At 68.3% G+C, this 26,068-nt stretch carries 22 protein-coding genes; 5 read left to right on the forward strand and 17 right to left on the reverse strand.

The features are described 5' to 3' along the window. The first annotated feature begins 62 nt into the window (after positions 1 to 62). Entirely contained in the window at positions 63 to 1,397 is a 1,335-nt protein-coding gene (locus tag IU452_RS05275; RefSeq protein WP_195107754.1) for an MFS transporter, read from the forward strand. Between the two features lie 11 nt (positions 1,398 to 1,408). Here the strand turns inward: IU452_RS05275 and IU452_RS05280 are convergent, their stop codons facing one another. Beyond that, entirely contained in the window at positions 1,409 to 2,476 is a 1,068-nt protein-coding gene (locus IU452_RS05280) for an alpha/beta hydrolase family esterase (protein ID WP_195107755.1), read from the reverse strand. 175 nt (positions 2,477 to 2,651) lie between these two features. Beyond that, on the reverse strand, positions 2,652 to 4,835 hold the full coding sequence (locus IU452_RS05285; RefSeq protein ID WP_195107756.1) for a malate synthase G: 2,184 nt from the start codon (positions 4,833 to 4,835) through the stop codon (positions 2,652 to 2,654). Positions 4,836 to 5,004: 169 nt separating this feature from the next. Here IU452_RS05285 and IU452_RS05290 point away from each other — a divergent pair, with 169 nt between their 5' ends. From IU452_RS05290 to IU452_RS05300, 3 genes are read left to right on the forward strand one after another with little or no spacing between them, the layout of a single operon-like run. After that, entirely contained in the window at positions 5,005 to 5,748 is a 744-nt protein-coding gene (locus IU452_RS05290; protein ID WP_195107757.1) for an SDR family NAD(P)-dependent oxidoreductase, read from the forward strand. Then, complete coding sequence (locus tag IU452_RS05295) at positions 5,745 to 6,368, forward strand: TetR/AcrR family transcriptional regulator (protein ID WP_195107758.1); 624 nt, start codon at positions 5,745 to 5,747, stop codon at positions 6,366 to 6,368. The genes IU452_RS05290 and IU452_RS05295 overlap by 4 nt, the downstream gene beginning before the upstream one ends. Before the next feature lie 2 nt (positions 6,369 to 6,370). Continuing rightward, entirely contained in the window at positions 6,371 to 7,660 is a 1,290-nt protein-coding gene (locus IU452_RS05300; RefSeq protein ID WP_195107759.1) for an acyl-CoA dehydrogenase family protein, read from the forward strand. Positions 7,661 to 7,942: 282 nt separating this feature from the next. Here the strand turns inward: IU452_RS05300 and IU452_RS05305 are convergent, their stop codons facing one another. Further along, positions 7,943 to 8,653, reverse strand: a complete 711-nt coding sequence (locus IU452_RS05305; RefSeq protein ID WP_195107760.1) for a PaaI family thioesterase — start codon at positions 8,651 to 8,653, stop codon at positions 7,943 to 7,945. A gap of 51 nt (positions 8,654 to 8,704) precedes the next feature. After that, complete coding sequence (locus IU452_RS05310) at positions 8,705 to 10,306, reverse strand: glucose 1-dehydrogenase (RefSeq protein ID WP_195107761.1); 1,602 nt, start codon at positions 10,304 to 10,306, stop codon at positions 8,705 to 8,707. Positions 10,307 to 10,537: 231 nt separating this feature from the next. On the opposite strand from IU452_RS05310, the gene IU452_RS05315 reads away from it, so the two are divergent. Beyond that, positions 10,538 to 11,725, forward strand: a complete 1,188-nt coding sequence (locus IU452_RS05315; protein ID WP_195107762.1) for a cytochrome P450 — start codon at positions 10,538 to 10,540, stop codon at positions 11,723 to 11,725. A gap of 1 nt (position 11,726) precedes the next feature. Here IU452_RS05315 and IU452_RS05320 read toward each other — a convergent pair whose 3' ends face one another. From IU452_RS05320 to IU452_RS05380, 13 genes are all read right to left on the reverse strand, one after another. Then, positions 11,727 to 12,398 (reverse strand): DUF305 domain-containing protein, encoded by a 672-nt coding sequence (locus IU452_RS05320; RefSeq protein ID WP_324192448.1) that lies wholly within the window; start codon positions 12,396 to 12,398, stop codon positions 11,727 to 11,729. Then, entirely contained in the window at positions 12,398 to 13,975 is a 1,578-nt protein-coding gene (locus IU452_RS05325; protein WP_195107763.1) for an LVIVD repeat-containing protein, read from the reverse strand. The genes IU452_RS05320 and IU452_RS05325 overlap by 1 nt, the downstream gene beginning before the upstream one ends. A 348-nt stretch (positions 13,976 to 14,323) precedes the next feature. Beyond that, positions 14,324 to 15,259: a 3-methyladenine DNA glycosylase gene (locus tag IU452_RS05330; RefSeq protein ID WP_228816666.1), complete on the reverse strand. Its 936-nt coding sequence runs from the start codon at positions 15,257 to 15,259 to the stop codon at positions 14,324 to 14,326. Then, positions 15,256 to 16,320, reverse strand: coding sequence for a hemolysin family protein (locus IU452_RS05335; protein ID WP_195107764.1), 1,065 nt, complete (start codon positions 16,318 to 16,320; stop codon positions 15,256 to 15,258). The genes IU452_RS05330 and IU452_RS05335 overlap by 4 nt, the downstream gene beginning before the upstream one ends. Then, on the reverse strand, positions 16,313 to 17,695 hold the full coding sequence (locus IU452_RS05340) for a hemolysin family protein (RefSeq protein ID WP_195108265.1): 1,383 nt from the start codon (positions 17,693 to 17,695) through the stop codon (positions 16,313 to 16,315). The genes IU452_RS05335 and IU452_RS05340 overlap by 8 nt, the downstream gene beginning before the upstream one ends. A gap of 275 nt (positions 17,696 to 17,970) precedes the next feature. Beyond that, positions 17,971 to 19,407, reverse strand: a complete 1,437-nt coding sequence (locus IU452_RS05345; protein WP_195107765.1) for a GuaB1 family IMP dehydrogenase-related protein — start codon at positions 19,405 to 19,407, stop codon at positions 17,971 to 17,973. An 87-nt stretch (positions 19,408 to 19,494) separates the two neighbouring features. Next, positions 19,495 to 19,992 (reverse strand): DUF1992 domain-containing protein, encoded by a 498-nt coding sequence (locus IU452_RS05350; protein WP_195107766.1) that lies wholly within the window; start codon positions 19,990 to 19,992, stop codon positions 19,495 to 19,497. Between the two features lie 51 nt (positions 19,993 to 20,043). Continuing rightward, the gene (locus tag IU452_RS05355) at positions 20,044 to 21,396 is read right to left on the reverse strand and encodes a DEAD/DEAH box helicase (RefSeq protein WP_195107767.1); all 1,353 of its coding nucleotides are present in this window, start codon (positions 21,394 to 21,396) and stop codon (positions 20,044 to 20,046) included. Then, positions 21,389 to 22,339: a M56 family metallopeptidase gene (locus tag IU452_RS05360; RefSeq protein WP_195107768.1), complete on the reverse strand. Its 951-nt coding sequence runs from the start codon at positions 22,337 to 22,339 to the stop codon at positions 21,389 to 21,391. The genes IU452_RS05355 and IU452_RS05360 overlap by 8 nt, the downstream gene beginning before the upstream one ends. Positions 22,340 to 22,421: 82 nt before the next feature. Continuing rightward, a complete protein-coding gene (locus IU452_RS05365; RefSeq protein ID WP_195107769.1) occupies positions 22,422 to 22,838 on the reverse strand; it encodes a BlaI/MecI/CopY family transcriptional regulator in 417 nt (138 codons plus the stop codon). A gap of 134 nt (positions 22,839 to 22,972) precedes the next feature. Continuing rightward, the gene (locus IU452_RS05370) at positions 22,973 to 23,815 is read right to left on the reverse strand and encodes an ABC transporter ATP-binding protein (RefSeq protein ID WP_195107770.1); all 843 of its coding nucleotides are present in this window, start codon (positions 23,813 to 23,815) and stop codon (positions 22,973 to 22,975) included. Beyond that, positions 23,812 to 24,927, reverse strand: coding sequence for a FecCD family ABC transporter permease (locus IU452_RS05375; RefSeq protein ID WP_416382277.1), 1,116 nt, complete (start codon positions 24,925 to 24,927; stop codon positions 23,812 to 23,814). Before IU452_RS05375 ends, IU452_RS05370 begins: the two co-directional genes overlap by 4 nt. 76 nt (positions 24,928 to 25,003) lie before the next feature. Further along, positions 25,004 to 26,041 (reverse strand): FecCD family ABC transporter permease, encoded by a 1,038-nt coding sequence (locus tag IU452_RS05380; protein ID WP_195107771.1) that lies wholly within the window; start codon positions 26,039 to 26,041, stop codon positions 25,004 to 25,006. Positions 26,042 to 26,068 lie beyond the last annotated feature (27 nt).

Below are 26,068 nucleotides of genomic sequence, written 5' to 3' on the forward strand. Positions count from 1 at the left end.
CCGTGAGCGGGATATCGGCGGCTCGGGCGCGGCGCGTGGCGTCCTCGCCTACGCTGCGCTGCATGACCGAAGCTCCTGGGCGCGCCACGATCGGGCAGGCCGCCGGTCGGGGACACGTGGTGGCGTGGGGATTGTGGGATTGGGGTTCGGCCGCATTCCATGCCGTGATCCTCACGTTCGTGTTCTCGGTGTATCTCACCGACAAGGTGGGTGACGACCTGCCCGGCGATACGTCGGCGAGCGTGTGGCTCGGCTGGGCGCTGGGTCTGTCGGGGCTCGTGGTCGCGCTCACCGCGCCGATCAGCGGCCAGTGGTTCGACGCCACCGCCCGGCGCAAACTCTCGCTGGGGATGCTGACCGGATTCACCGTCCTGGCGATGGCCGCGATGTTCTTCGTGCACGACGACCACCGCGATCTGTGGCTGGGCCTGCTGCTGCTCGGACTCGGTTCGGCGGCTTTCGAATTGGCGAACGTCCCGTACAACGCGATGCTGCGGCAAGTCTCCACTCCCGCGACGATCGGCCGGGTGTCCGGATTCGGTTGGGCGCTGGGATATTTCGGCGGCATTCTGCTGCTGTTGCTCTGCTATGTCGGATTCATCGTCGGCGACGGCGACGTGCGCGGAGTGCTGGATGTGCCGACCGAGGACGGGCTCAATATCCGGCTCGTCGCGGTGCTCGCGGCGGTCTGGTTCGCCGCCTTCGCCCTACCGGTGCTGATGGTCGTGCCCGAAATACCCCGCACCGATGCCGATCCGGGCGCGGCGCGCGCCGGATTCTTCGCGTCGTACGGGGTCCTGTGGCGCGATCTGCGCGAGCTGTGGGCCGCGGATCGGCGGACCGTCGGATTCCTGGTGGCCAGCGCCGTATTTCGGGATGGCTTGGCCGGGGTGTTCACCTTCGGCGCGGTACTCGCCGTGCGGGTGTACGGAATCGACGACGATGACGTGCTGCTGTTCGGCATTGCGGCGAATGTGGTTGCGGCGCTGGGAGCCCTCGTCGCCGGACGATTCGACGACTCGATCGGCCCCAAGGCGGTCATCGTCACCTCGCTGGCCGCGATGCTGGTGTGCGGCACCGCCCTGCTCATCGTCTCCGGCCCCGCGATGTTCTGGGTGTTCGGCCTGCTGCTCACGATTTTCGTCGGGCCCGCCCAGGCCGCCGCGCGCAGCTTTCTCGCCCGCCTCGCCCCGCCGGGACGCGAGGGCCAGCTGTTCGGCCTCTACACCACGACCGGCCGCGCGGTGTCGTTCCTGGCTCCTACCATGTTCGGCCTGTTCGCCTGGGCCTTCGGCGCCGACCGCGCGGGGATTGTGGGATTGCTGCTCGTGCTGGGCCTCGGCCTGATCGCGCTGCTGCCCGTGCGGTCGCCGGAGCGAGCGCACGGGCAGCAGTGACCGCGGCCTGGTCAGGGCCGGGTGTAGCGGGACAGGTAGGTCCACTGAGTGTTGCGGAGGTCCTCGGCCTTCTGCGGATCCGATGGCCAGCCGTGGGGTTCACCGGTCATGGACTGCCATACCTCGGTGATTCGCGGGTCCTTGGAGCAAGGTCCGTACTCGTTGATGAACGACCAGAAGCCGACATTGGTCTGCGATTTGGTCGAAGCGGTCGGGCACCCATTGCGAATGTTCCACTGCTCGACGTTCTGCCGGCCGACCGGCTCCTGTGAGTACAGGTCGGCGGTGCCTTGATAGATGCCGACGGCTATCGGAAGTTTCGGCCTGCATGGCGAGGCCGGGACCGGCTTTCGATAGATGTATTCGGTCAGTTCGGTCAGGCCGAGAACGGGGCCGAGGCCGAGCCGGAGTGCCGCGTCGAGGCTGCTGGCACTCGGCGCTGTCGCATCCGAACCCTGCCACGACGAGACCGCCGCGAAGACATCGGACGCATCGCAGGCCATCCGCTGGGCCATGATCGCCCCTTCGGAGAAGCCCCAGTTGTACACGCGCCCGGCATCGACGCAGTAGGAATTCTTGATGTCGGCGACGACGTTCTTCAGGTAGGCCACGTCGAACGAGCCCTCGTTGAAGAACCAGACATTGCCCGGATAGATGATCTGCGGCAGCGGGACGCCGATGACCGGTAGCGGCCTGTCGGTCCGGACCAGGGTCTGGGTGTAGGCCGTGATGAACCCGTGCTGGGCCGCGAACTGATCCCAGCCGGTGTTCTGCTGGATGTTCTCCGCACTGGCATTTGCCCCGTGATTGAGCACCAGCAGCGGAGCCGATTTTTTCAGACCCGGTGGAACGGTGAGGAGGTAGGTCCGCTCCACGTCTATCACGCCGCCGTTCTCCAAGGGGAACGGGCTTTTGATGGTGTGGGTGACGGGTCCGTTGGTGGGGGCCAGCGTGCATGAGAGGTCCTTGGCCTGGGCTGTCGGCCCCACTGCCGCGGTAACCCCCAGTCCGAGCGCGAGTGACACGATCGCGACGCCGATGCGCCGGAACCGCGCCGCGAGATTGAAAGGTTGACTCATGCCCTACTTATATCCACACCGATTGGTTTGTTACCTGAGTCACAGTCGGAGTGTCGGTGGGTGAAAAGAAATCCCCCGGCCGCTTCGCGACCGGGGGACGAAAAGGGTGAGGCGACCGGGGCCGAATAGGTGGGCGACCGGGGCCGAATAGGTCGGCGACCGGGGCCGCAGGCCGTCAGTTCTTGGCGGCCAGGGCCTTGGCCTCGCGGCGGCGGCGGTGCAGGATCGGCTCGGTGTAGCCGTTGGGCTGCTTGGTGCCTTCGAGGATCAGGTCCTTGGCGGCCTGGAAGGCGACGCTGCCGTTGAAGTCGGGGGCCATCGGCTTGTAGCTCGGATCGCCCGCGTTCTGGCGGTCCACGACGGGGGCCATGCGCTCGAGGCTTTCCACCACCTGCTCGGCGGTGACGATGCCGTGGCGCAACCAGTTCGCCATCAGCTGGCTCGAAATGCGCAGGGTCGCACGGTCTTCCATGAGCGCGACATCGTTGATGTCGGGCACCTTGGAGCAGCCGACGCCCTGGTCGATCCAGCGCACCACATAGCCGAGGATGGACTGGGAGTTGTTGTCCAGCTCGTTGCGGATCTCCTCCGGCGTCCAGTTCGGCTGCGCCGCAAGCGGAATCTCCAGCAGCTGGTCGACGGTGGCGCGCACGCCGCCCTTGGCGATCTCACCCTGCCGCTTGAACACGTCCACCAGGTGGTAGTGCGTGGCGTGCAGGGTGGCGGCGGTCGGCGAGGGCACCCACGCGGTGGTGGCGCCCGCGCGCGGGTGGCCGATCTTCTGCTCGAGCATGTCCTTCATCAGATCCGGCATGGCCCACATGCCCTTACCGATCTGCGCCTTGTGCGGCAGGCCGGTCGCCAGGCCGGTGTCGACGTTCCAGTCCTCGTAGGCCAGGATCCACTGCTGCTTCTTCATATCGGCCTTGCGGACCATCGGCCCGGCCTCCATGGAGGTGTGGATCTCGTCGCCGGTGCGGTCCAGGAAGCCGGTGTTGATGAACACCACTCGGTCCTTGGCGGCGGCGATACACGCCTTGAGGTTCACCGTGGTGCGGCGCTCCTCGTCCATGATGCCGACCTTGAGGGTGTTGCGGGGCAGGCCCAGCACATCCTCGATGCGGCCGAACAGCTCATTGGTGAACGCCACCTCGTCCGGGCCGTGCATCTTCGGCTTCACGATGTACACCGATCCCGTGCGGGAGTTGGTGAGCTTCACGTCCTCGCGCAGCGAATGCTTGGCGATGAGCGAGGTGATCAGGCCGTCCAGGATGCCCTCGGGCACCTCGTTGCCCTCGGCGTCGAGAATCGCATCGCTGGTCATCAGGTGACCCACGTTGCGGACGAACAGCAGCGAACGGCCGTGCAGCACCAGATCCGAGCCGTCGAGAGCCTTGTAGACCCGGTCCGGATTCATGGTGCGGGTGAAGGTCTTACCGCCCTTGGTGACCTCTTCGGCCAGATCGCCCTTCATCAGGCCCAGCCAGTTGTGGTAGCAGAGCACCTTGTCCTCGGCGTCGACCGCCGCGACCGAATCCTCGAAGTCCATGATCGTGGTGACCGCCGACTCCAGCACCACATCCTTGACGCCCGCGGTGTCGGTCTTGCCGATCGGGGACTGCGGATCAATCTGGATGTCGATGTGCAGGCCATTGTGCTTCAGCAGCACCGAGGTCGGGTTCTGCGGCTCACCGAGGTAGCCGACCAGCGCCGAGGCGTCGGCCAAACCGATGGTGGTGCCGTCCTCGAGGGTGACCTCCAGCTCGCCGTCGACGATCTTGTAGGCCCGAGAGCCGACGTGCGAGCCGGTGATCAGCGGCACCGCATCGTCGAGGAAGTTGCGCGCCCACTCGATGACCTTGTCGCCGCGGACCCGGTTGTAGCCGGTGCCCTTCTCCGCGCCGCCGGTCTCCGGGATGGCGTCGGTGCCGTAGAGCGCGTCGTAGAGCGAACCCCAGCGCGCATTCGCGGCATTGATCGCAAAGCGGGCGTTCATCACCGGCACGACCAGCTGCGGACCCGCGGTGGTGGCGATCTCGTCGTCGACGTTGCGGGTGTCGATCGTGAAATCGGCCGGCTCCTCGCGCAGGTAGCCGATCTCGGTGAGGAACTTCTTGTATGCGGCCTTGTCGTACCCGGCGCCGGGGTTCTCGGCGTGCCAGGCATCGAGCTTGCCCTGGATCTCGTCGCGCTCGGCCAGCAGGGCACGGTTGCGCGGGGCGAGGTCGTTGATGACCCGCTCGGCACCCGACCAGAACGCGGCGGAGTCGATGCCGGTGCCGGGGAGCGCCTCGTTCTCGACGAACTCGTGGAGAACCCTCGCCACCTGCAGTCCGCCGACCTGAATCCGCTCTGTCATCTACTGCCTCATTTCGAGATAGCCGGATGGAAAAAGTACGCCTGTCATGTTACTCGGCGGTAGAAAACGGGGGGTTGTGCCCCTCTGGCAGCTCAGTGCCCCTTGATTGTATCGCTCGGTACATTTAATGTACTGAGTGGAACATTTCAGCCCGAGGGAAGGTCCGCCGATGGGGTTGTCGGGCAAGGTCGTTGTGGTGACCGGTGGCAGTCGCGGGCTGGGGCGGGAGATGGTGCTGGCCTTCGCCGCCGCCGGGGCGGACGTGGTGATCGCCAGCCGCAAATTCGAGGCGTGCGCGGCGCTGGCCGAGCAGGTGGGGGAGAAGTACGGGCGGCGCGCAGTTCCGGTGGCGTGCAACGTCAGCGACTGGGCGCAGTGCGATGCGCTGGTCGAGGCCTGTTACGGCGAATTCGGCCGGGTCGACGTGCTGGTCAACAATGCGGGCCTGTCACCGCTGTATCCGAGCCTGGACCAGGTGAGTGAGGCGCTGTTCGACAAGGTCATCGGCGTGAATCTGAAAGGGCCGTTCCGGCTTTCGGCGCTCATCGGGGCGCGGATGGCCGCCGGGGACGGCGGGGCGATCATCAACATCTCCTCGCTGGAGGCCGTGCGGCCCGAACCCTATGCGGTGCCGTATGCGGCGGCGAAGGCAGGATTGAATGCCCTCACCGTGGGTTTGGCGCAGACCTACGGCCCGTCGGTGCGGGTCAACACGATTCAGTGCGGCCCGTTCGCCACCGACATCTCGACGGCCTGGCCGGAGGAGACCCGCATCGAACTGGGCAGGCACACCGCCGCCGGGCGCATCGGCGAGCCGCACGAGATCGTCGGCGCCGCCCTGTATTTCGCCGATCCCGCGGCCTCGGGCTACTGTTCCGGGGCGACCCTGGCCCTCGACGGCGGGTGGCGATGACGACCGCGCCCGTCCGCCGGCGCGGGCGGCCACCGGCGGCGGTCGCGGGGGAGACCCGCGAACGCATCGTGCGCGCGGCCGCGGAGCTGTTCGCGGAGAAGGGGTTTCACGGCACCGGCGTCGCCGAGATCGGGGACCGCGCGGATGTGCAGCGCGGTGCGCTGTACTACCACATCGGGTCCAAGGAGGAACTGCTGTTCCAGATCCTGCGGGACTACACCGCGGTGATGTACGCCGAGGCCGGTGAGATCGCGGCGAGTGCGGACGATCCGATCACCAAGGTGCGCAGATTGATCCGCAGCCACATCCGGCTGATCATCGAGCACCGGCTCGAGGTCGCCATTCAACTGCGTGACGTCTCCGCACTGACCGGAGACCGCGCCGCCGACCTACAGGAACTGCGCGATCGGGTGCAGCGCTGCTGGCAGGATGTCATCGACGCCGGATACGCGGCAGGAGTCCTGCGTACGGCCGACCATGTCGTCACCAACGGCGTTCTGGGGATGTTGAATTCGGTGACGCTGTGGTACCGGCCGCGGGGCGGGCATACGCCGGACGAGATCGCCGACATCATCGCCACCACGGTATTGGACGGAATGACAAAGCAGACGAAAGGCTGATCATGGCTTGGGATTTCGAGACCGACCCGGAGTACCAGAAGAAGTTGGACTGGGTCGCCGAATTCGTCAGGACGGAGGTGGAGCCGCTCGATCTGATCGGGCTCAACCCCTACAACCGGGCCGACCCGCAAGTACGTGCGCTGCTCGAGCCGCTGCAGGAGCAGGTGAAGGAACAGGGCCTGTGGGCCTGCCACCTCGGCCCGGAGCTCGGCGGACCCGGCTACGGACAGCTGAAGCTCGCCCTGCTCAACGAGGTTCTGGGCACCTCGATGTGGGCGCCGCTGGTCTTCGGCTGCCAGGCACCCGATTCGGGGAACGCCGAGATCCTGGCCCACTTCGGCACTCCGGAGCAGAAGGCGAAGTACCTGCAGCCGCTGCTCGACGGTGAGATCGGCTCCTGTTATGTGATGACCGAGCCGACCGGCGGTTCGGATCCCACCTCCTTCCGGAGCCGCGCGGTGCGCGACGGCGCGGACTGGGTCATCAACGGCGAGAAGTGGTTCAACACCGCCGCCGAATACGCAACCTTCCACATCGTGATGGCGGTGACCGACCCGGACGCCCCGCCGCATCAGCGGCTGTCGATGTTCATCGTGCCCGCCGAGACCCCCGGTCTCGAGATCGTGAAGAACTTCCACGTCCACGGCTTCAGCGAGCACGAGGCGCATCTGCGGTTCACCGATGTGCGCATTCCGGCCGACCATCTGCTGGGCGCCGAGGGGCAGGGCTTCATCGTCGCCCAGACCCGGCTGGGCGGCGGGCGCGTGCATCACGCCATGCGCACGGTCGCCATGGTGCGCAAGGCCTTCGACATGATGTGCGAGCGCGCGGTATCGCGCCCGATGGGCAAGGGCGTGCTCGGCGGTAAGCAGATGACCCAGGAGCGCATCGCCGACAGCTGGATCGAGATGGAACAGTTCCGGCTGCTGGTCCTGCGCACCGCGTGGCGCATCGACAAGGAACAGGATTATCTGAAGGTGCGCAAGGACATTGCCGCCATCAAGGTCGCCATGCCGAAGGTGATGCACGATATCGCCCGTCGCGCCATGCATCTGCACGGTGCGCTCGGCGTCAGCGAGGATCTGCCGTTCGTGGACATGGTGAACTACGCCGAGGTGATGGCCATCGCCGACGGTCCCACCGAGGTCCACAAGATCACCCTCGCCAAGGAGGTTCTCAAGCAGTACGTGCCCGCGGATCCGGTGTATCCCAGCGGTTACCGACCCGTGCTGCGGGAGAAGGCGCGAGAACTGGTGGCACGCAAACTGGAGCACGCCGTCGGCAATTTCTGAGCGGGACGCGATCGTCAAAACCCATCGTCGCCGTTATGGCTCCGTTACCCTGGGCGCTGCAAGTCCGATGCCTGATGTGAGGAATCTCGATGGGTAGTACCTTGATCGACGTTGCCAACGTGCTCCTTGCCCACGCCGCCGCGTTCTGGAACTGGCTGGCCACCGGCTCGGCCGGGGCCCCACCACTGTGACGCGCTGAGCGTGGGTTCGCCCTCTCTTCGTCATCCCGGCGAAAAGCATGCCGGGATGACGAAGAAGGGCAGGTGCACCAAGGGGGATCGGTCAGGGGCGCGGTTCGATCCACAGCATTTCGGCGAGGACGCAGAGGGTGCCGTCGGGGGCTGTAAGTGCTACTCCGACAGTGTATTTGCGGCCATCCGCGGTGACGGGCCATGCATAGGACAGGTACTTCTCTCCGGCGTATACCGGCTGGCGGCAGGTGACTCGCATGGCCGCGGTGACGCCCCCGGAGCGCATGCCGGCGACTTGGACGGCCGCCCAGGCGCCCGGGCAATCCATGGCCGCCCAGACGTTCTCCGGTCCCAGCGCGCCGTCGTGGCCCGCCAGCTCGCGGTCCGGAATCCACGCGGCGACAATGAGATTGCGTGCGCGTATTCCCCAGGGAAACAACCGGAGGCCGCGTCCCGGCGGGCGGGTGACGCCGCAGCCGTAGCAATTGGTGTCCCAGCGGTTCGCCGCGGCCGACTTCGCCGACGCGGCCTCTGCCTCGGCCCACGACGGCGGGCTCGGGATGAGCAGCTCGGGTGGCTCGTCCGAGCGCGCCTGCGCCAGCAATGTCCCGTCGACCGAGGTCAGCGTGCCCGCCTCGGCCATGACGACGGGCGTGTCCACCGGAACCGTGCGGCGAAAGTCGACGCGCAGCGAATCCCCACCCACGCGACCGGCCAGCAGGCCCGCGACATATCCGCCGAACGCCACCCCCGGATAGCCGTGCACATGGCCGGGAATCGTGATCGTGTCAGCCCGCCTCATCGCGTCCCCCGTTTCTCTTGCCTCTTCGACCATACCGTCCCGGACGTGCGCTCAGCCCAGGGTGAGACCGCCGCCGTCGACGTACACCTTCTGCCCGCTGATGTACTCGGCGCGATCGGAGACCAGGAAGCGCACCATATTCGCCACATCCTCGGGTCGGCACACGCGACCGAACGGCGCTGCGCCGTCGAGCCGGTGGATATCGTCCAGGTCGGCGACGGCCTTCACCAGCCGCCGCCCCATCTCGGTGTCGACCAGCCCCGGCGCCACCACATTGACCCGAATTCCGTTGCGCCGCTCCTCGTTCGCCAGCGTGAACGCCAACGCCTCCAGGGCGGCCTTACCCATCGCGTACGGGGCCCCGCCCGCCCCGTAGTCGGCGGTGGCCACGCTGGACACCATCACGATGTCACCGCGCGGACGAGTCCGCATCGACGGCAGCACCAGCCGGGACACGTGATGGGCGCCCAGCGCGTGGGTGGCCACGACCCGCTGCAATTCGGCGGGATCGGTGTCGGCGACGAATCTGCCGCGGCTGGCGATCCCGGCGTTGTTGACCAGGATGTCGACGTGGCCGAACTCTTCGAGCACGCGGGCCACCATGCGCTCGTCGTCCTCGATCGAATCCACGCTCGCCTGCACCGCGATCGCCCGGCGTCCCTGCGCCGCGATCGCGGCGGCGACCTGCGCCGCCGCGTCCGCATCGGCGCGATAGTTCACCGCCACATCGGCGCCGTCCTCGGCGAGCGCGAGCGCGATCGCCCGGCCGATGCCCCGACCCGCACCGGTGACCAGCGCTACTCGTCCTTGCAAACTCATGGCGCCGACGATACCGACCGTCCCGCGGTCGCACCCGCTCGTTCCTCCGTCCCCGTGCTCTTGCCGTCCAGAAAGTGCCTGAGGGACAGCGGGGTTCCGCATTCGGGGCAGGAGAACGAGTGGGCTTCCGGTACCGGCGACGAATTGCTCTGGGCCGACCAATCGTTCGGCGCCGTGCGCGTCGTAGTGGAAGATGGCCTCGAAACACCATGCCATATCCGCCAGCCGCGCTCCGGCTCGCGAGTCGGTGCCGAGCAGTTCGGCCCCGCGCCGGGCGGTTTCGCCGGTAATCCTGTTCATTTCGGCGCTGACGACGGCCGTGCGGGCCCATACGTCGGGTCCGATGCTGTAGCGCTCGCGTCGGCCGTCGCGTTCGCGCCGCACCAGGGCGACTTCGGTGAGATAGCCCACCGCCTTCGAGATCGATGCCGGGCTGACCCGCAGCTCGGCCACCAATTCGGCGGCGGTGAAACTGTCGGCCTCGCTGAGGAACATGCGGGCGAAGACGCGGCATGCCATGCGGGGCAGGCCCATTCGCTCGAACAGCATGATCAGCTTGTCGCTCAGCACATCGATGACCTCCGAATCGCGGGGGGACTCGGCGGCGGTCGGTGGCAGCTGCGAGGCCGGCGGACGACGCCGTGCGCGCTGCTGCGTCGCGCGTTGCGCGGGTTCGGCACGATAGCTCGCCGGTCCGCCGTTGCGCATCACCTCCCGGGTGATCGTGGACGTGGGACGCTCGAGACGACGCGCGATTTCGGCAAAGGTGAGTCCCGCGGCCAGACCCGCGGTGATCTGTCGGCGCTCCGGATAGGCCAGTCGGCGTCCCGGCATGGGTTGCTCCTGAAAGTCGGTCGGGGACATGCATTTCGGGCGATTCCCCCCAAGAGTGGCATTCGTCCGCATCTCATTGCAACGTTTTTCCTCATAAGTTGCATTACCAGTCACCGCTATTGCAACGCGTCGGCAGATTTGACCGCGTTGTCCTGGGATTTTTCGAATTGCTTTCTTGCTGTCGATGTGAACGGTCTCTAGCGTGGTGGCACATTCACCAGGAGGAACAGCATGACCGAAACTCCCACCGAGGCAATCACCTTGCCGATCCTGCGTGACCCGGACCGCCCCTTCGACCCTGCCCCGGGGCTGGCCGAGCTGTGCGCCGAGCGGCCGCTCACCCGCATGAGATTCCCGGACGGCCACCTGGGCTGGCTGGCCACGAGTCACGAACTGGTCCGAGCGGTCCATGCCGACCCCCGTTTCAGCGTCCGCTATGAACTGCTGCACGACCCACTCCACGATGTGGACCTGACGCAGGCTCCGGCCCCACCCGGAGACCTCAGTGGCGTGGACGGACCCGAGCACACGCGGCTACGGCGCACGCTGACAGGCAAATTCACCGTCCGCAGAATAGCCCTGCTCACCTCGCGCATCGAGCAGATCAGCGCCGACCATCTCGATGCCATGGCCGAGCAGGGACCCCCGGTCGACCTGGTGACTGCCTACGCGCAACCTGTTCCGGCGCTGACGATCTGCGAACTGCTGGGCGTGCCCTACGACGATCGCGAGTTCTTCCAGCGGCAGGTGTCGACGATCATGGCGCCGGAGTCCTTCGAGGAGATGGGCGCCGCGTGGAACCGTATCGCCGAATACATCCACCGCCTGGCCGTCGCCAAGCGCGCCGAGCCGACCGACGACGTGCTCAGCGAGCTCACCCGCAGCGATATGCCCGACGACGAAGTCGCCGGGCTCGGCACGTTCCTGCTCGGCGCCGGATTGGAGACCACGCGAAACATGATCGCGCTGGGCGTCTTCGCGCTGCTGCGGCATCCCGAGCAGCTGGCGGCGCTGCGCGCCGACCCGGATCTGGCCGAACCCGCGGTGGAGGAGTTACTGCGCTATCTGTCGATCGTGCACACCAGCGCCCGGGCGGCTCTGGAAGATGTGGAGCTGGGCGGGCAGCTGATCAAGGCAGGGGAGACGGTGGCGGTGTCGATCAACGGGGCCAATCGTGATCCGCGCCGATTCGACGATCCGGACACCCTCGACGTGCGGCGGCGGGCCACGGGGCACATCGCGTTCGGTCACGGTGTGCACCAGTGCCTGGGTCAGCAGCTGGCCCGGGTGGAGATGCGGGTGGCCATTCCGGCTCTGCTGAACCGATTCTCCACTTTGCGCCTGGCGGTCCCTGCGGAGGAAATCCAGTTCCGTTACGGCAACATTCTCGGCGTGCAGCAGTTGCCGGTCGCCTGGTGAGCTACGGAAGCGGCTGGGCGCCACGCTGATTCAACATGACCGCCATCAGGCCGAGTTCCTGGCTCTGACCGGTAATCATGCCGCGCGCGGCTTCCTTCACAGGCCCGGAGGGCAGCGCGCGATCGGCGGCCCGGGCCATGGTGAGTCCGCCCTGATGGTGACGGTACATCAGTTGCAGGAACAGGATTTCCGCGTCGCGGCCGCGGACGGCGGAGAGGCGGTCGAGTTCGGCCATCGAGGCCATACCCGGCATGGTGGCCGGTGCGGCAGGCGTAGTGGTCGGCGAATGGTGATGTGCGGCAGCGGTATCGGGTCCGTCGCGCATCCAGGCCATCGGGTGGCGGGAGGTGGGAGCGGCATTGGCCAGCCGCAGCCAGCCGAGCATGGTGCCGATCTCGACTCGTTGCGTGTCGTCGATCTGCTGGGCCAGCTGCCGCACCGCCGGATCCACACCCGGGTCCAGTCGCTGCACCATCTGGATCGCCTGCTGGTGATGGGCCGTCATGTCCTGGGCGAATCCGATCTCCGTGCCGTCCAGAACCCGTGCGGGGGCGGCATTGTCGGGGAGAATCAGGGGGCGCAGTGCGGCACCGAGCACGAGCAGGATGACGGTGGCGGCGGCGTAGGCCGCGGGCCGCAGCCACCGGTCTGCGCGGTTCGGCGGGCCCGGCACTACGACCCCACGGTCGACTGCTGGTCCGGCGGTGGCGAATACACGTCGTTGTCGAGCTGCAGCACCATGAATCCGTTGTCGCTGCAGGTGGTCCACAGCTGGTTGCCGTGCCACTCGGGTGGTGCGAAGCACCAGTCGGAGGAGACGTCGCCGAAGGCCAGCATGAGGCTGCGCTGCGAGAATGCCTGGGCAGGGTCGAACTGGCCGTTGAGAATGGCCCGCGCGACCGAGAAGCCCTCCATCACCGGCGGCCCGATCAGCGAACCCAGCGCGTGCGGGGAATTCCACAGCTGCATGTTCTGACCCGTGCGGGCGGGCGGGTTGTAGTAGGCGATCTCGCGCACGCTGAACGGATCGCGCACATCGAATACCCGGATGCCCGAGGACTCCCAGCCGCAGGCCAGCGCGGTCGGGTCGTTGGGGCGGTCGGCGGCGCAGTAGTGGGCGTCGTAGGAGAACACCGAACCGCCCATGGCCGAAGCGATCAGGCTGTCCTGGTGGACAGGCATATTGATCTCGAGTTTGAGCTTGGCCGCGACCTCGGGGTTGGTGTCGTCGGAGACGTCGATGAGTTTGACACCGCCGGAACCGGCCTCGTCGACGGTGAACAGATACGGATTGCCGTCGTAGGTGACCGGGATGCTGTGCTGGGTGGCCCAGCCGTCGGTCCAGAACACCCGGCCGATGTGATGGACCTGCGGATTCGGATCCCGCCGTTGGACGGCGCTGATGTCCAGCACGGTGAAACCGCCGAGCGCCGACAGATACATGCGGTTGCCGTCGGCGCTGATCCCGAAGCCGTGCGCCTCGATCCCGGTCAAACCCTGCCAGATGACGTGGGGATTGGTGGGATCGGTGAGATCGACCGCGCTGACGAAACCGGGGGCGATGCCGGAGGCCCAATAGGTCCTGCCGTCGGGGGAGAATCCGCCCTCGTGGGTCGTGATCGGCAGCGGCATGGCCAGATTCGTGCCGGGGCCCGGATTGAGCAGCCGCGGATGCGCGCAGTCGGAGATGTCGTACACCGACAGATAGCCGATCCCCGTGCCGATGGGAACGCCGGTGCCCACCAGCAGTTTCCGGGCCTGGTTCACCTTCAGGCTCTCCCAGGTGCCCGCCAGCATCGCGGGCTCGGTGAGCGAACCGGTCAGCACCGGATGGGCCGGATCGGAGACGTCGAGCACCTGGACGCCCTGTGCGGGGTTGAGGAGATTGCCGGGGAAGAACGAACCGGTGTAGGAGCAGTGGTCGTAGGTGGTGGAGGTGATTCCGCCGCCGTGGCCGGCGTAGCCGCCCACCAGCGACATATTGCAGGTGTAGCCGCGGGTGCTGCGACCGCTGTTGCGATCGGCGGCCGGAACATCGCCCTGCAGACCGGGTTCCGGGGCCGAGCCGGGACCACAATCCGCGCGCGGCACCGAAACCTGTCCCACATCGAGGAATTCCCGCACCTGATTGGCGATATCGGAGTGCAGATCGGCCGACGCCCCGCCGAGCGGCAGCACCGCCGCCCCCAACAACGCCGCCACCAGCACGACCAACGGCCTGGATCGTCGAAAACCCGTGAACCGCCCCATCGCGGCACCCCCAACTTCCGAACCGAAAACGCTACCCGCCTAGGCGAAACCCCCGGTATCCACTACCGCAAGTCACGCCAACAAGTCGAAACGGTAACGCATTCATCGCCTCATCACACCGGTTTTCAAGAACCTGTTCCAGTTCCGTTGCGGGCCGCGCCTCTGCTCATCTGCTGTAGGGCTGTGCCTGTGCTTGCCCGTGGTAGGGCTGTGCCTGTGCTTACCTGCTGTAGGGCTGTGCCTGTGCTTACCCGCTGTAGGGCCGTGCCTGTGCTTACCCGCTGTAGGGCCGTGCCTTTGCTTACCCGCTGTAGGGCCGTGCCTTTGCTTACCCGCTGTCCCGGCCCCCTAGGGCCGGGACAGCGGGTTCATCGTTTCGCCCCCGGCGGCGAGGAGGGCTTCGGACGTAACCCGAAGGCGCTCACGCAGATCCACGGCTCGATCCGCCAGCTCTGCTTGTTCACGAACGTATTCCGCCCGGCCTGCGGGGGTTTCGATGCGGACCGGGGTGTAGCCGAATTCCGACAGGTCGTAGGGGCTGGCGCGCATGTCGAGTTCGCGGGCGGTGCAGGCGAGTTCGAAGCAGTCGAGCAGGAGGTCGGAATCGATCAGGGGGACCAGTTTGAACGCCCATTTGTAGAGGTCCATGTTGGCGTGTAGGCAGCCGGGCTGTTCGCGGCGGATCTGGTCGTCGCGGGTCAGGGGTTCGGCGTTGCGGGGGGCCGCCTGGGGGGTGAAGAAGCGGAAGGCGTCGAAGTGGGTGCAGCGCAGCGACATCGACTCCACCACCCGGTCGGTTCCGGCGTGCCCGAGGCGCAGCGGGACCTGACGGTGGCGCACCTCGTCGGTGCGGTACACCATCGCCCATTCGTGCAGGCCGAAACACGACAGCTGGGCGGGACGGGCCGCCGTGGCGCGCAACAGGTTCGCGATGAATTCGATGGTGTCGTGGCGGCGGGCGAGAAAGGCGGGGTCGGCGGTCCAGGCGGGCGCACCCGTTGATCCGGCATGCTGTCGGCCGGAATCCACCTCGTGGTAGCCGCGAGCATTCGCATACTCGGTCGCATTCTCCAGTGCCACACCGTATCCGGGATGCCAGCGCCGCAGCTGCGCGGGCTTGTGCCCGTAATAGGTGAACAGGAAGTCGATCACCGGATGTTTCGCGCCCGCCGCGCGGTGCTCCAGATACGGCCGGATCAACTCGTCCACTCTCACCCGATGCGCCGCCGACCGGACACGCCAGTCATGCTCGGGCACCGTGACAACGGCGGTGGTCTCGGTCATTCCGCAACCCGGTGGGTCGCGTCGCGCACCGTGCCCACGAACTCCTCGACCAGATCCTCGAGCGCCACGATGCCCACGGTGTTGCCGCGGCTGTCGACCACCCGGCCGAGATGGCTGTTGGTGCGCCGCAGCCGGGCCAGCGCCTCGTAGAGCGTGGTGCCCATGCTGACGGTCGGCAGCGGGCGGATATCGGTGCGCGGGATCGGGGTCGACGGGCCCGCCGAATCGTCGGCCACCTTGTCCAGCACATCCTTCACATGCAGGTAGCCGACCAGCGACCCGTCGGTGGTGCGGACCGGGTAGCGGGAGAATCCGGTCTCGGCGACCGCGGTCTCGATATCGCCGAGGGTGGTGCCGTCGCCGCGCAGCGGCACGCAGCGCGTCTTGGCCAGCGGCACCATCACATCGGCGACGATGCGGTCGGTGGTGCCCAGCGCCTGGGTGAGCCGGCGGTGCTCCTCCTCGTCGAGCAGTCCCTCCGAGCGGGATTCGCCGATCATCTCCGCCAGCTCCACCGTCGACACGGTGGCATCGAGTTCGTCCTTCGGCTCGATCCGCAGTGCCCGCAGCGTCAGATTGGCCGCCACGTTGTACAGCGTGATCAGCGGCCGGGCCAGTCGCAACCACAGCAACAGCACCGGAACCAGCAGCAGCGCACCGCGTTCCGGCCCGGCGAGGGCGATATTCTTCGGAATCATCTCGCCCAGCAGCATGTGCAGCATCACCACGACCGCAAGCGCCAGCGCGAACGCCAGCGGATGCAGCAACTCCTGCGGGACCCCGAACAGATCGAACGGCCGCTCCAGCAGATGCGCCACCGCGGGTTCGCCGATGCGGCCCAGCAGCAGCGAGCAGATCGTGACACCCAGCTGCGCGGCGGCCAGCATCATCGACAGGTGCTCCCCGGCGCGGATGACCGTGTTGGCGCGGCGTTTACCCTGGGCCGCAAGGGCTTCCAGGCGGTCGCGGCGGGCGGTGATGAGCGCGAATTCGGCGCCGACGAAGAAGGCGTTGCCGCCCAGCAGCAACAGCGTCAGCAGCAGTCCCACCAGATCACCCATGGCTGCGCTCCCAGGTCCGCAGCGCGTCGGCGTCCACCGGCCGCAGCAGGATGCGGTCGATGCGCCGCCCGTCCATCCGCTCCACCCGGGCCAGCCAGCCGCCGGAGGTGTGCGGTTCCATCGAACGCTCCTGTCCGGAACCCGAATCGGGGAGCAGTACCTCGTCACCGGCCACCGGGATCCGGCCGAGCCGGGTCAGCACCAGGCCGCCGAGGGTTTCGTATTCGCCTTCGGGCGCGGTGTAACCGGTGGCCCTGGTCACCTCGTCGATGCGCAGCAGACCCGAGCAGTTCCACCCGGCCGCGGTGCGGCGGACGTCGAGTTCCTCCTCGTCGTGTTCGTCGCGGACGTCGCCGAGGATCTCCTCGATGATGTCCTCCATCGTGACCAGCCCTGCGGTGCCACCGTATTCGTCGACGACCAGCGCCACCTGCATACCGTCGGCGCGCACCCGCTCGAGCACCGTGTCACCGTCGAGGCTGGCCGGGACGATCGGCACCGGATGGGCGATCGAGCGCAGCTTCACCCGGCCGCGCTGCGACACCGGATGCAGGAACGCCTGTTTGATATGCACGATGCCGAGGGTGTTGTCCAGGTCGCCGTCGATGACCGGGAAGCGGGAGAAGCCCGTCCGCCCGGCCGCGGCGATCAGATCGGCGATGGTGTCGTCCTGGTCCAGTGATTCGATCTTCACGCGGGGGGTCATGAGCTCCTCGGCGCTGCGGTCGCCGAACTCCAGGGACCGGTCCACCACCTGCGCGGTGCGCTGATCGAGGACGCCGCGCTTGGCGGAGGTGCGCACCAGCGAGCCCAACTCCTCCGGCGATCGGGCCGAGCGCAGCTCCTCGGCGGGTTCGATACCGAATCCGCGCACCACCGCATTGGCGCTGCCGTTGAGGAATCTGATCAACCACTTGAACGTCGCGGAGAAGGCGATCATCGGCCCGGCGGTCCAGCGGGCGGTGGTCAGCGGCGCGGAGATGGCGATGTTCTTGGGCACCAGCTCGCCGTAGGTCATCGACAGCGAGGTCGCCAGCACCAGCGCGAGCACCAGCGAAATGCCGTGTGCGGCACCGGCACTCGCGCCCAGTGCGGTACACAGCGGTTCGATCAGCCGGGCGAGCACCGGTTCGGCGATGTAACCGGTGACCAGGGTGGTGATGGTGATGCCGAGTTGAGCGCCCGACAGCTGGAACGACAGCGTGCGATGGGCCTGGCGGACCTGCCGGGCGCGCAGATCTCCCTCGCGAGCATGCGCTTCGACTGTGCTGCGTTCCAGCGCGGTCAGGGAGAATTCCGCGGCAACGAACAACGCGGTGCCCGCGGTGAGCGCGACGAAGCCCACCAGGCTGAGCACCGTGAGCACGACCGACACTGTCAGCACCACCCCGAACGGATGGGAGGAACTGGGGTAATGGGGGCGCCGGGTATGTCACCCGGCTCGGTAGAGGACCCCTCCTGTGTGGCGCCCTCGGACGCGGGTGACAACTGATTCCTTTCGCAGGTGGGAGCGGATGGACGTGCTCGGTTGTTCGAGCCACGGGATCACGGATCCCGTGGCTCGGCTACGTCTATGCTACCGGGTCCCCGACCCCCGCTCCGCACCGAGCCACGCCGACCCGGCCCACCTATTCAGGCCTGTGACCTGGCTTACCAGCCGGAGGGGAGCGGACGGCCCTCGGCGAAGCCCGCGGCGGACTGGACGCCGAGGACGGCCTTGTCGTGGAGGTCGGCCAGGCTGCGGGCACCCGCGTAGGTGCAGGCGCTGCGCACACCGGAACAGATGTGGTCGATGAGGTCTTCCACGCCGGGGCGCTCGGGGTCCAGGCGCATGCGCGAGGAGGAGATGCCCTCCTCGAACAACGCCTTGCGGGCGCGGTCGAAGGCGCCGTCGGAGGCCGTGCGGGCGGCGACGGCGCGCTTGGACGCCATGCCGAAGCTCTCCTTGTAGGCGTTGCCGTCGCGGTCCAGGCGCAGGTCGCCGGGGGACTCGTAGGTCCCGGCGAACCAGGAGCCGATCATGACGTTCGACGCACCGGCGGCCAGCGCCAACGCCACGTCGCGGGGGTGGCGCACACCGCCGTCGGCCCAGATGTGCACGCCCAGTTCCTTTGCCGCGGCGGCACATTCGGCGACCGCGGAGAACTGCGGGCGGCCCACCCCGGTCATCATGCGGGTGGTGCACATCGCGCCCGGGCCCACGCCGACCTTGACGATGTCGGCACCGGCCTCGGCGAGGTCACGGGTGCCCGCGGCGGAGACCACGTTGCCCGCGACCAGCGGCACACCGAGCTTCAGATCGGCGACGGCACGCAGCGCCTCGAGCATCTTCACCTGGTGGCCGTGCGCGGTATCGATCACCAGCACGTCGGCACCGGCGTCGACCAGGGCCTTGGCCTTGGCGGGAACGTCGCCGTTGATGCCGACCGCGGCGGCGACGCGCAGCTTGCCGTGGGCGTCGACGGCCGGGTCGTAGATGCCGGCCCGGACCGCGCCCTTGCGGGTCATCACGCCCGCGAGGGCGCCGTCGGCGTCGGTCAGCACGACCAGCGCGGCGTGCTGGCTGTCGAGCAGTTCGAACAGCGCGCGCGGCTCGGTATCGGCGGGGGCGGTGAGGAAATCGGTGGCGGCCACGGTGTGCAGGCGCGCGAACCGGTCCACATCCGTGCAGGACTCCTCGGTGACCACACCGACCGGCTTGCCGTCCTGAACGACCACGACCGCGCGGTGGGCGCGCTTGTGAATCAGCGCCAGCGCCTCGGACACCGAGTGATCCGGGCCGAGGGTGACCGGGGTTTCGGCGGTCAGCGAGCGGCTCTTGACGTAGGAGATGGTCTTGGTGACCGCGCTCATCGGCAGATCCTGCGGCAGCACCACGATGCCGCCGCGTCGGGCGACGGTCTCGGCCATCCGCTTACCGGCGACGGCGGTCATATTCGCGACCACGATCGGGATGGTGGTGCCGGTCCCGTCGTTGGTCGACAGGTCGACGTCGAAACGCGACGCGACATCGGTCCGATTGGGGACGAGGAAGATGTCGTCGTAGGTCAGGTCGTACGGCGGCGTATGGCCGGGAAGAAACTGCACTTTGGCCATTGTAGGGGAATGCCCGATGTGTGCGGAAAACCCGGGGTGCCTCGCGCTGTGCCTGGTCACGGCCCGGTCGCGCGATCGCTACGAGTGCGCCTCGTGGCGGCGGGTGAGCCGCTGCCACCATCGGGTCCGCGGCGGCGTGGTCCGCGGCTCCGTGGCGGCGGCCGGGGCGGGCCGTCGCCTGTCCTCGCGCCACTGCCGCACGATCTCGTCCACCTCGACCGGAGCGACCTGCACGTACGGACCGTGCGGCAATCGCAGCCAGTTCGTGATGCGCTCGTTGAGTTTGGTGACGTATTCGCGCACCTGATGTTCGGCGCTCATCCGGGCGACGGTCCGCGGTAAGCGTTCCAGGTCGCGCCGCAGCAGCAGGGAGGTCGGCAGCATGCCCTCGCCCCCCACGTTCTCGCGGCGCAAATAGTCCTTCAGCCACCAGTTTTCGTCGTAGGGCAGGCCCGCATCGGGCAAAGGTTTACCCGCACCCGGCAGGTTATCGAAATCGCCGCGCTCGGTGGCTTCGCGAATCTGCTTGTCCAGCCACGATTCATAGCTCATGCCCACGGGCTTGCGCTCGGTCATCTCATCCCCCTTGATGATCTACCCGGTCCCACCAGCCTATCGTGTCCTCGATCAGGCAGAGTGTCGGCGGCGGCGGGGATTGCGGGCGTGGTCGCGCGGTGCCGTGCGGCGGCGGTCCGCGGGGCGCGCGGGCTTGGTCTCCGGCACCGGGGGAGCGGCGGGATCGGGAATGGGAGCACCAGAGGGTGGGCGGGCGCCCGTAACGGAGGCGATCTCGTTGGGCGGCAACGTGATTGCGGTGACCCCTGCGTCGGCCATGAGTTTTTCGGTGTCGGTGCGGTCGTCGGGGGTGACGAGTGTGACCACGGTGCCGGTGGCGCCCGCTCGGGCGGTGCGGCCGGCGCGGTGCAGGTAGGACTTGGGGTCGGTGGGTGGGTCGACGTGGACGACCAGGGAGATGGCGTCGACGTGGATGCCGCGGGCGGCGACGTCGGTGGCGACCAGGACGGGGGCGGTGCCGTCGGTGAAGGCCGCCAAGGCGCGGCTGCGTTGGTTCTGGGCCTTGCCGCCATGGAGCGCGACCGCCGCGACGCCGGCTTCGCGGAGTTGGCGGGCTAGTTTGTCGGCGGCGTATTGGGTGCGGACGAACAGCAGCGTACGGCCTTCGCGGGCGGCGATTTCGGAGACGGTCCTGCGTTTGTGTGGCTTGCGGATGTGCAGCAGGTAGTGCGTCATTGGCGAAGGCGGCTGCGCGGCAGCGTCATTCGGCTCCAACATGGTCTCGCGTCCCGAATCGGGCACGGCCGCAGGAGGAGTCGCCGAATCCGCGGTATCCACCGAATGTCGCACCGGCTCACGCAGATACCGCCGCACCAGCGTGTCCACGGCCTCGTCGAGAGTGGCCGAGAACAACAGATGCTGAGCCTCGGCCGGTATGTGATCGAGCAGCGTGGTCACCTGCTCGAGGAAGCCGAGTTCGGCCATGTGATCGGCCTCGTCGACCGCGACCACCCGCACCGCGTCGAGCGCGATGGCGTCCCGGTCGATCAGGTCGGTCAGACGGCCGGGGGTGGCGATGAGCAGATCCACGCCGCGTGCGAGGCGGTCGGTCTGGCGTTTGATCGGGACGCCACCGACCGCGGTGCCCAGCCGCAGGCCGAGGGCGAGCGCCGGATCATCCAGCGCCTGCTCGATCTGCAGGGCCAGCTCCCGGGTCGGCGCCAAAACAAGACCTCGTGGTTTCTTTGGGGCCGAGGCGCCTCGCGTGAGCCGCACCAGCATCGGAAGCCCGAAGGCCAGCGTCTTCCCGGAACCCGTTGCGGCCCGGCCGAGGACGTCGCGCCCGGCGAGAATGTCCGGGATCACGGCCGCCTGGATCGGGAAGGGGGTCTCGAGACCGTTGCGGCGCAGCGACTGCACCAGAACCGCGGGCAGGCCCAGGTCGGCGAATCGGGGGTCAGGCACTGAACAACCGGCTCAGCTCGACCAGCCACGGAATCGCCACCGCCAAGGTGGGCACCACGAGAATGGCCGCGGCCGCCAGGTAGGCCGCGGTCGCGATGCGCAGATCGCCGAGCGGTCCGGCGAGTCGTTGAATCCTGATCAGGGTGGTCGGACCGCCGACGGCCATCGCCCCCTGCGGCGCCGTGGAATTCGAGCAGGCCACCAGCGCGCGGGCCAGGGGAGTGGGGCCGGTGACCTTCACCGCGGAGTCGTCGGCGAGCAGTTCGATCAGCAGCTTCACCGAATCCAGCGCCGACTTGCTGCGGACGAACCGGGGGAAGGCCTCGTGGGCCGCGGTGAACGCCTCGAGGACCAGGTCGTGGCGGGCCCGCAGATGCGAGCGCTCATGGCTGACGATCGCGGTGAGCTCGGCATCGGTCAGATTGGCGAAGGTGCCCTGGCTCAGCACCACCCGTCGGCGCAGCCCGGGCAGGCAGTAGGCGATCGGTTCGGACGCGGCCAGCACCCGGATATCGCCCGCCTTGCGCTCGGCATGCCGGTAGTCGCCGCCCTGATCGAGCAGATCCACCAGCATGCGATGGCGGGCGCGGCGCCGCCGGGTATGGACGCCCACCCGGACCACCGCATAGATCAGTCGCGCACCGACCAGCAGGGTCAGCGCGAACACGATCACGTACGCCAGCCACAGCGGCAGGCCCAGGACGTCGATCTCCCGCGTGGGCGAGGTGGTGGGACGGCCGTCCGGTCCGGGCACCAGCAGCAGGCTCGCGATCGCCAGACCGGATCCGAAGGCGCTCAGGACCGCCGCCAGCGCTACCGCCTGCCACAGGACCAGTGCCGCGCGCGGTGTCCGGTACGGCCAGGTGGCTCGAGCGAGCAACGACGGGACCGGTCCCGCGAGAAGCAAAGCGAGACCGGCGAATACCGGCGCGGTTGCGTTCATGCTCAGCTCACTGCGTTGTGGGGCCAGGGGCCCGAGATCGCGGCGCTCTGCAGTTGTCCGTGACGGGAGGAGCACCGCAGAACTACTGCGGCGGGGCGACTCCTTCGTCATCGGACGCGTTGCGCGCGGCCTCGGCATCTTCGAGCTTAGCGAGTGCCTCGCGCAGTGCGGCAGCCTCGTCCTTCCCGACGGCCTCGACGAAGTGCACCAGGGCGGCCCGGCGGCTGCCGACCTCGTCGGCCTGCTGCAGGGCGTCCACCATCAGACTCGCGACGAGTTCGTCGCGGGTGTGCACGGGTGCGTAGCGGTGCGCGCGGTCGTCGCGCTGCTGCACGACTAGGTTCTTTTTCGCCAGCCGCTGCAGCACGGTCATCACCGTGGTGTACGCGAGTTCGCGGCGCGCCGCGAGGGCCTCGTGGACCTGCCGGACCGTCTGGGGTTCATCGGCCGACCACAACTGGTCCATAACCGCTTTCTCGAGTTCACCAAGACCTGCCATTCCACAAGTTTACGGAGGCAACGACACAAATGCGTACTACTTGTTGTCGTAACCCGCCGGTTGCTGTGTGGGATTTTTCATAGCCCAGGTCGGGCACGTATTACCGTGCCCGAACATCTCGCCGGCGTGGCGCGTCAGGCGGGCTGTCCCGGTTCCGCACCGGGGACGTGCACCGGCAGGACGTGGCGGGTGCCGATCGGGACGATCATCGGTCGGCCGGACACCGGGTCCCGGTGTACCTCGGCGCGCAGGCCGAACACCTCCCGCAACAGCTCGGCATCGATCACCTCGGCGGGTGAGCCCTGGGCGAGGACACGCCCGGAGCGCATGACGATGAGCCGGTCGCTGTAGCGGATGGCCAGGTTCAGATCGTGCAGCACCATGACCACGGTGCGCCCGAGGTCGTCGTGCAGCCGGTCGACCAGGTCGAGCACCTCGAGCGAATGGGCGAGATCGAGGTAGGTGGTGGGCTCGTCGAGCAGCAGGATGTCGGTGCCCTGGGCCAGGGCCATCGAGATCCAGGCGCGCTGGCGCTGGCCGCCGGACAGTTCGTCGAGGGTGCGGTCGGCGAGCTCGGCGATGCCGGTCTGCGCCAGCGCGGCGGCCACCTCGGTCTCGTCCTCGGCCGACCACTGCCGCAGCCAGGACTGGTGCGGGTGCCGGCCGCGGGCCACCAGATCGGCGACGGTGAGGCCCTCGGGTGCGATCGGAGTCTGCGGCAGCATGCCGACGATGCGGGCCACGTCGCGGGTCTTGCGGGTGGCGATCGCCTTGCCGTCCAGGAGGACCCGGCCCGCCTGCGGGCGCAGCAGTCGGCCGAGCGCGCGCAGCAGCGTCGACTTGCCGCAGCCGTTGGGGCCGATGATCGTGGTGATCAGCCCGGGTTCGACGGTGAGCGACAGGCCGTCGACGACGGTGCGGCTGCCGTAGCCGAGGGTGAGGTCATCGGCGGCGAGTCGATGCGGGGTGGCGGTCATGAGAGGGTCGCCTTCCGGTTCACGCGCATGAGCAGCAACAGCAGGAACGGTCCGCCGAGGGCGGCGGTGACGATGCCGACGGGCAGGTCGACGGGAAAGACCGTGCGGGAGAGCACGTCCGCACCGACCACGATCAGCGCGCCGGTGAGAGCCGAGCCGATCAGCGGTTCGCCCGGTGTGCGCAGCACTCGCCGCGCGAGCTGCGGTGCGGCCAGCCCCACGAACGACAGCGGACCCACGGCGGCGGTGGCGAGTCCGGCGGCGGCCACGCTCGCGCCGAGCAGCAGCGCCTGCTGGGTCTGCACGCGCACGCCCAGGGCACGGGTGGTGTCGCTGCCGAAACGCAGGGCCGCCAGCGTGCGGGCCGAGGCGGCGGTGACGGCCAGCACCAGGGCGAGCCCGATCGCGGCCGGGACCGCCCGGGTCCAATCGGCACCGTTGAGCGAGCCGGTCAGCCACAGCTGCGCGCGGGAGGCGTCGGCCAGGCTGGCGCGAGTGAGCAGCCAGCTGATGCCCGCCATCAGGATGGCGTTCACGCCGATGCCGATGAGCACCAACCGGATTCCGGTGATGCCCAGATCGCCGGTGTGGGTGCGGCCCCAGGCGAGTAGGTAGATGGCGGCGGCGGTGAGCAGCGCACCGGCCAGGGCGGCCAGCGGAACTCCGAACGCCGCGGCGAATCCCGTGGTGGCGCCGCCGGTTCCGGCGAGCACCGCGACCGCGGCGAATCCGGCCCCCGAGGTGATACCGAGAACGTCCGGGCTGGCCAGCGGATTGTGCAGGATCGACTGGGTGACCGCACCCGCGATGCCGAGCGCGGCCCCGGCGACGACCGCGGTCACCGCCCGCGGCAGCCGCGAATCGAGAATGATGAATCGCTGCGCCCGGCTGCCGCCGCCGCTGAGCACATCCAGCACCCGCCCGATCGGAATGCGGTACTCCCCGATCGAGATGTCCACGGCGAACAGCACGAGCAGACCGACGGCCAGCGCAACGACGGTGAGCACCATCGTGATGCGCAACACCGTCGAGAACCGGCCCACGCGGACCGCGGGTCGTACCCGGGCCGTCTCGTGCTGCGAAGCCGGTTGCGTCGAAAGACTCACGACCACACCGCCTTCCTACGCTTCACCGGTCGATCGGCCTGCCGTCCACGGTATCTCCCGGTAGTGGGCGGGGCGGACGTGGTCATAGCGCGGCAACCTTGCGCCGCCGGATGAGCAGGATGAAATACGGCGCGCCCACGACCGACAGGACGATGCCGGTCTGGAGTTCGCCCGGGAGTGCGACCACCCTGCCCGCAATGTCGGCGAGTAGGAGGACAAGGGCGCCGAGCAGGCCCGAATAGGGCAGCAGCCAGCGGTGATCCGGGCCGGTGACGGTGCGGGCGAGGTGCGGGGCGATCAGTCCCAGGAACGCGATCGGCCCGACCGCGGCCGTGGCGGCGCCGGTCAGCAGCACGACGGCCGCCAAGCCCAGGGCGCGATTGCGGGCGATGTTCACCCCGAGGCCGCGGGCCACCTCCTCGCCGAGGCCCAGGGCGTTCAAGCCCGGCGTGGCGGCCAGCGCGAGGACGACACCGACCGCGATGAACGGCAGGACCTCGCGAAACACCGTCATATCGTGTCCGGCGACCGAACCGACCACCCAGTAGCGGTAGGTGTCCATGGCCGCGGGGTCCAGCAGCACAACGGCATTGGTCAGCGCCTGCAGCAGTGCGGTCACCGCCGCACCCGCAAGGATCAGGCTCAGGGGACTGGCCTTACCGCCACCGGCCGCCGACGCCGCGAAGACGACCACACCCGCGATCAGCGCGCCCGCGAAGGCCGGCCCGATGTGCTGCGGCAGCCGGGTCAGCCCGAACAGATGGATCCCCAGCGCCGCCAGGAAGCCCGCACCGGCATTGATTCCGAGCAGCCCGGAGTCGGCCAGCGGGTTGCGGGTGTAGCCCTGCATCAGCGCGCCCGCCATCCCCAGGGCCAGGCCGGTGAGCACGGCCAGAGCCGTGCGCGGCAGTCGCAGCTCCCGCACGATCTGGTCCGCGGGCGTGGCGGCCGGGCAGCTCAGCGGCCAGCCTCCCGGGCAGGCCACGGCGTCGTACACCGCGGTCAGCGGCAGCGAGCGCGCGCCCACGGCGAGTCCGGCGGCCACCGTGACCAGCAGCAATGCGGTCAGGAGCAGCAGGCCCGCCGCGCGGTGCCGTTTGAAGGTGACTGCAGCGGGCACGGCGACGAATAACTCCTGACGTGATTT

It is taken from the genome of Nocardia transvalensis, from assembly GCF_015477765.1.
Classification (GTDB): domain Bacteria; phylum Actinomycetota; class Actinomycetes; order Mycobacteriales; family Mycobacteriaceae; genus Nocardia; species Nocardia transvalensis_A.

What these genes read in the sequence shown, in the direction of transcription:
- IU452_RS05275 (WP_195107754.1), top strand. Translation starts at nt 63, where the DNA reads ATGACCGAAGCTCCTGGGCGCGCCACGATCGGGCAGGCCGCCGGTCGG.
- IU452_RS05280 (WP_195107755.1), bottom strand. Translation starts at nt 2,476, where the DNA reads ATGAGTCAACCTTTCAATCTCGCGGCGCGGTTCCGGCGCATCGGCGTC.
- IU452_RS05285 (WP_195107756.1), bottom strand. Translation starts at nt 4,835, where the DNA reads ATGACAGAGCGGATTCAGGTCGGCGGACTGCAGGTGGCGAGGGTTCTC.
- IU452_RS05290 (WP_195107757.1), top strand. Translation starts at nt 5,005, where the DNA reads ATGGGGTTGTCGGGCAAGGTCGTTGTGGTGACCGGTGGCAGTCGCGGG.
- IU452_RS05295 (WP_195107758.1), top strand. Translation starts at nt 5,745, where the DNA reads ATGACGACCGCGCCCGTCCGCCGGCGCGGGCGGCCACCGGCGGCGGTC.
- IU452_RS05300 (WP_195107759.1), top strand. Translation starts at nt 6,371, where the DNA reads ATGGCTTGGGATTTCGAGACCGACCCGGAGTACCAGAAGAAGTTGGAC.
- IU452_RS05305 (WP_195107760.1), bottom strand. Translation starts at nt 8,653, where the DNA reads ATGAGGCGGGCTGACACGATCACGATTCCCGGCCATGTGCACGGCTAT.
- IU452_RS05310 (WP_195107761.1), bottom strand. Translation starts at nt 10,306, where the DNA reads ATGCCGGGACGCCGACTGGCCTATCCGGAGCGCCGACAGATCACCGCG.
- IU452_RS05315 (WP_195107762.1), top strand. Translation starts at nt 10,538, where the DNA reads ATGACCGAAACTCCCACCGAGGCAATCACCTTGCCGATCCTGCGTGAC.
- IU452_RS05325 (WP_195107763.1), bottom strand. Translation starts at nt 13,975, where the DNA reads ATGGGGCGGTTCACGGGTTTTCGACGATCCAGGCCGTTGGTCGTGCTG.
- IU452_RS05330 (WP_228816666.1), bottom strand. Translation starts at nt 15,259, where the DNA reads ATGACCGAGACCACCGCCGTTGTCACGGTGCCCGAGCATGACTGGCGT.
- IU452_RS05335 (WP_195107764.1), bottom strand. Translation starts at nt 16,320, where the DNA reads ATGGGTGATCTGGTGGGACTGCTGCTGACGCTGTTGCTGCTGGGCGGC.
- IU452_RS05350 (WP_195107766.1), bottom strand. Translation starts at nt 19,992, where the DNA reads ATGACCGAGCGCAAGCCCGTGGGCATGAGCTATGAATCGTGGCTGGAC.
- IU452_RS05360 (WP_195107768.1), bottom strand. Translation starts at nt 22,339, where the DNA reads ATGAACGCAACCGCGCCGGTATTCGCCGGTCTCGCTTTGCTTCTCGCG.
- IU452_RS05365 (WP_195107769.1), bottom strand. Translation starts at nt 22,838, where the DNA reads ATGGCAGGTCTTGGTGAACTCGAGAAAGCGGTTATGGACCAGTTGTGG.
- IU452_RS05370 (WP_195107770.1), bottom strand. Translation starts at nt 23,815, where the DNA reads ATGACCGCCACCCCGCATCGACTCGCCGCCGATGACCTCACCCTCGGC.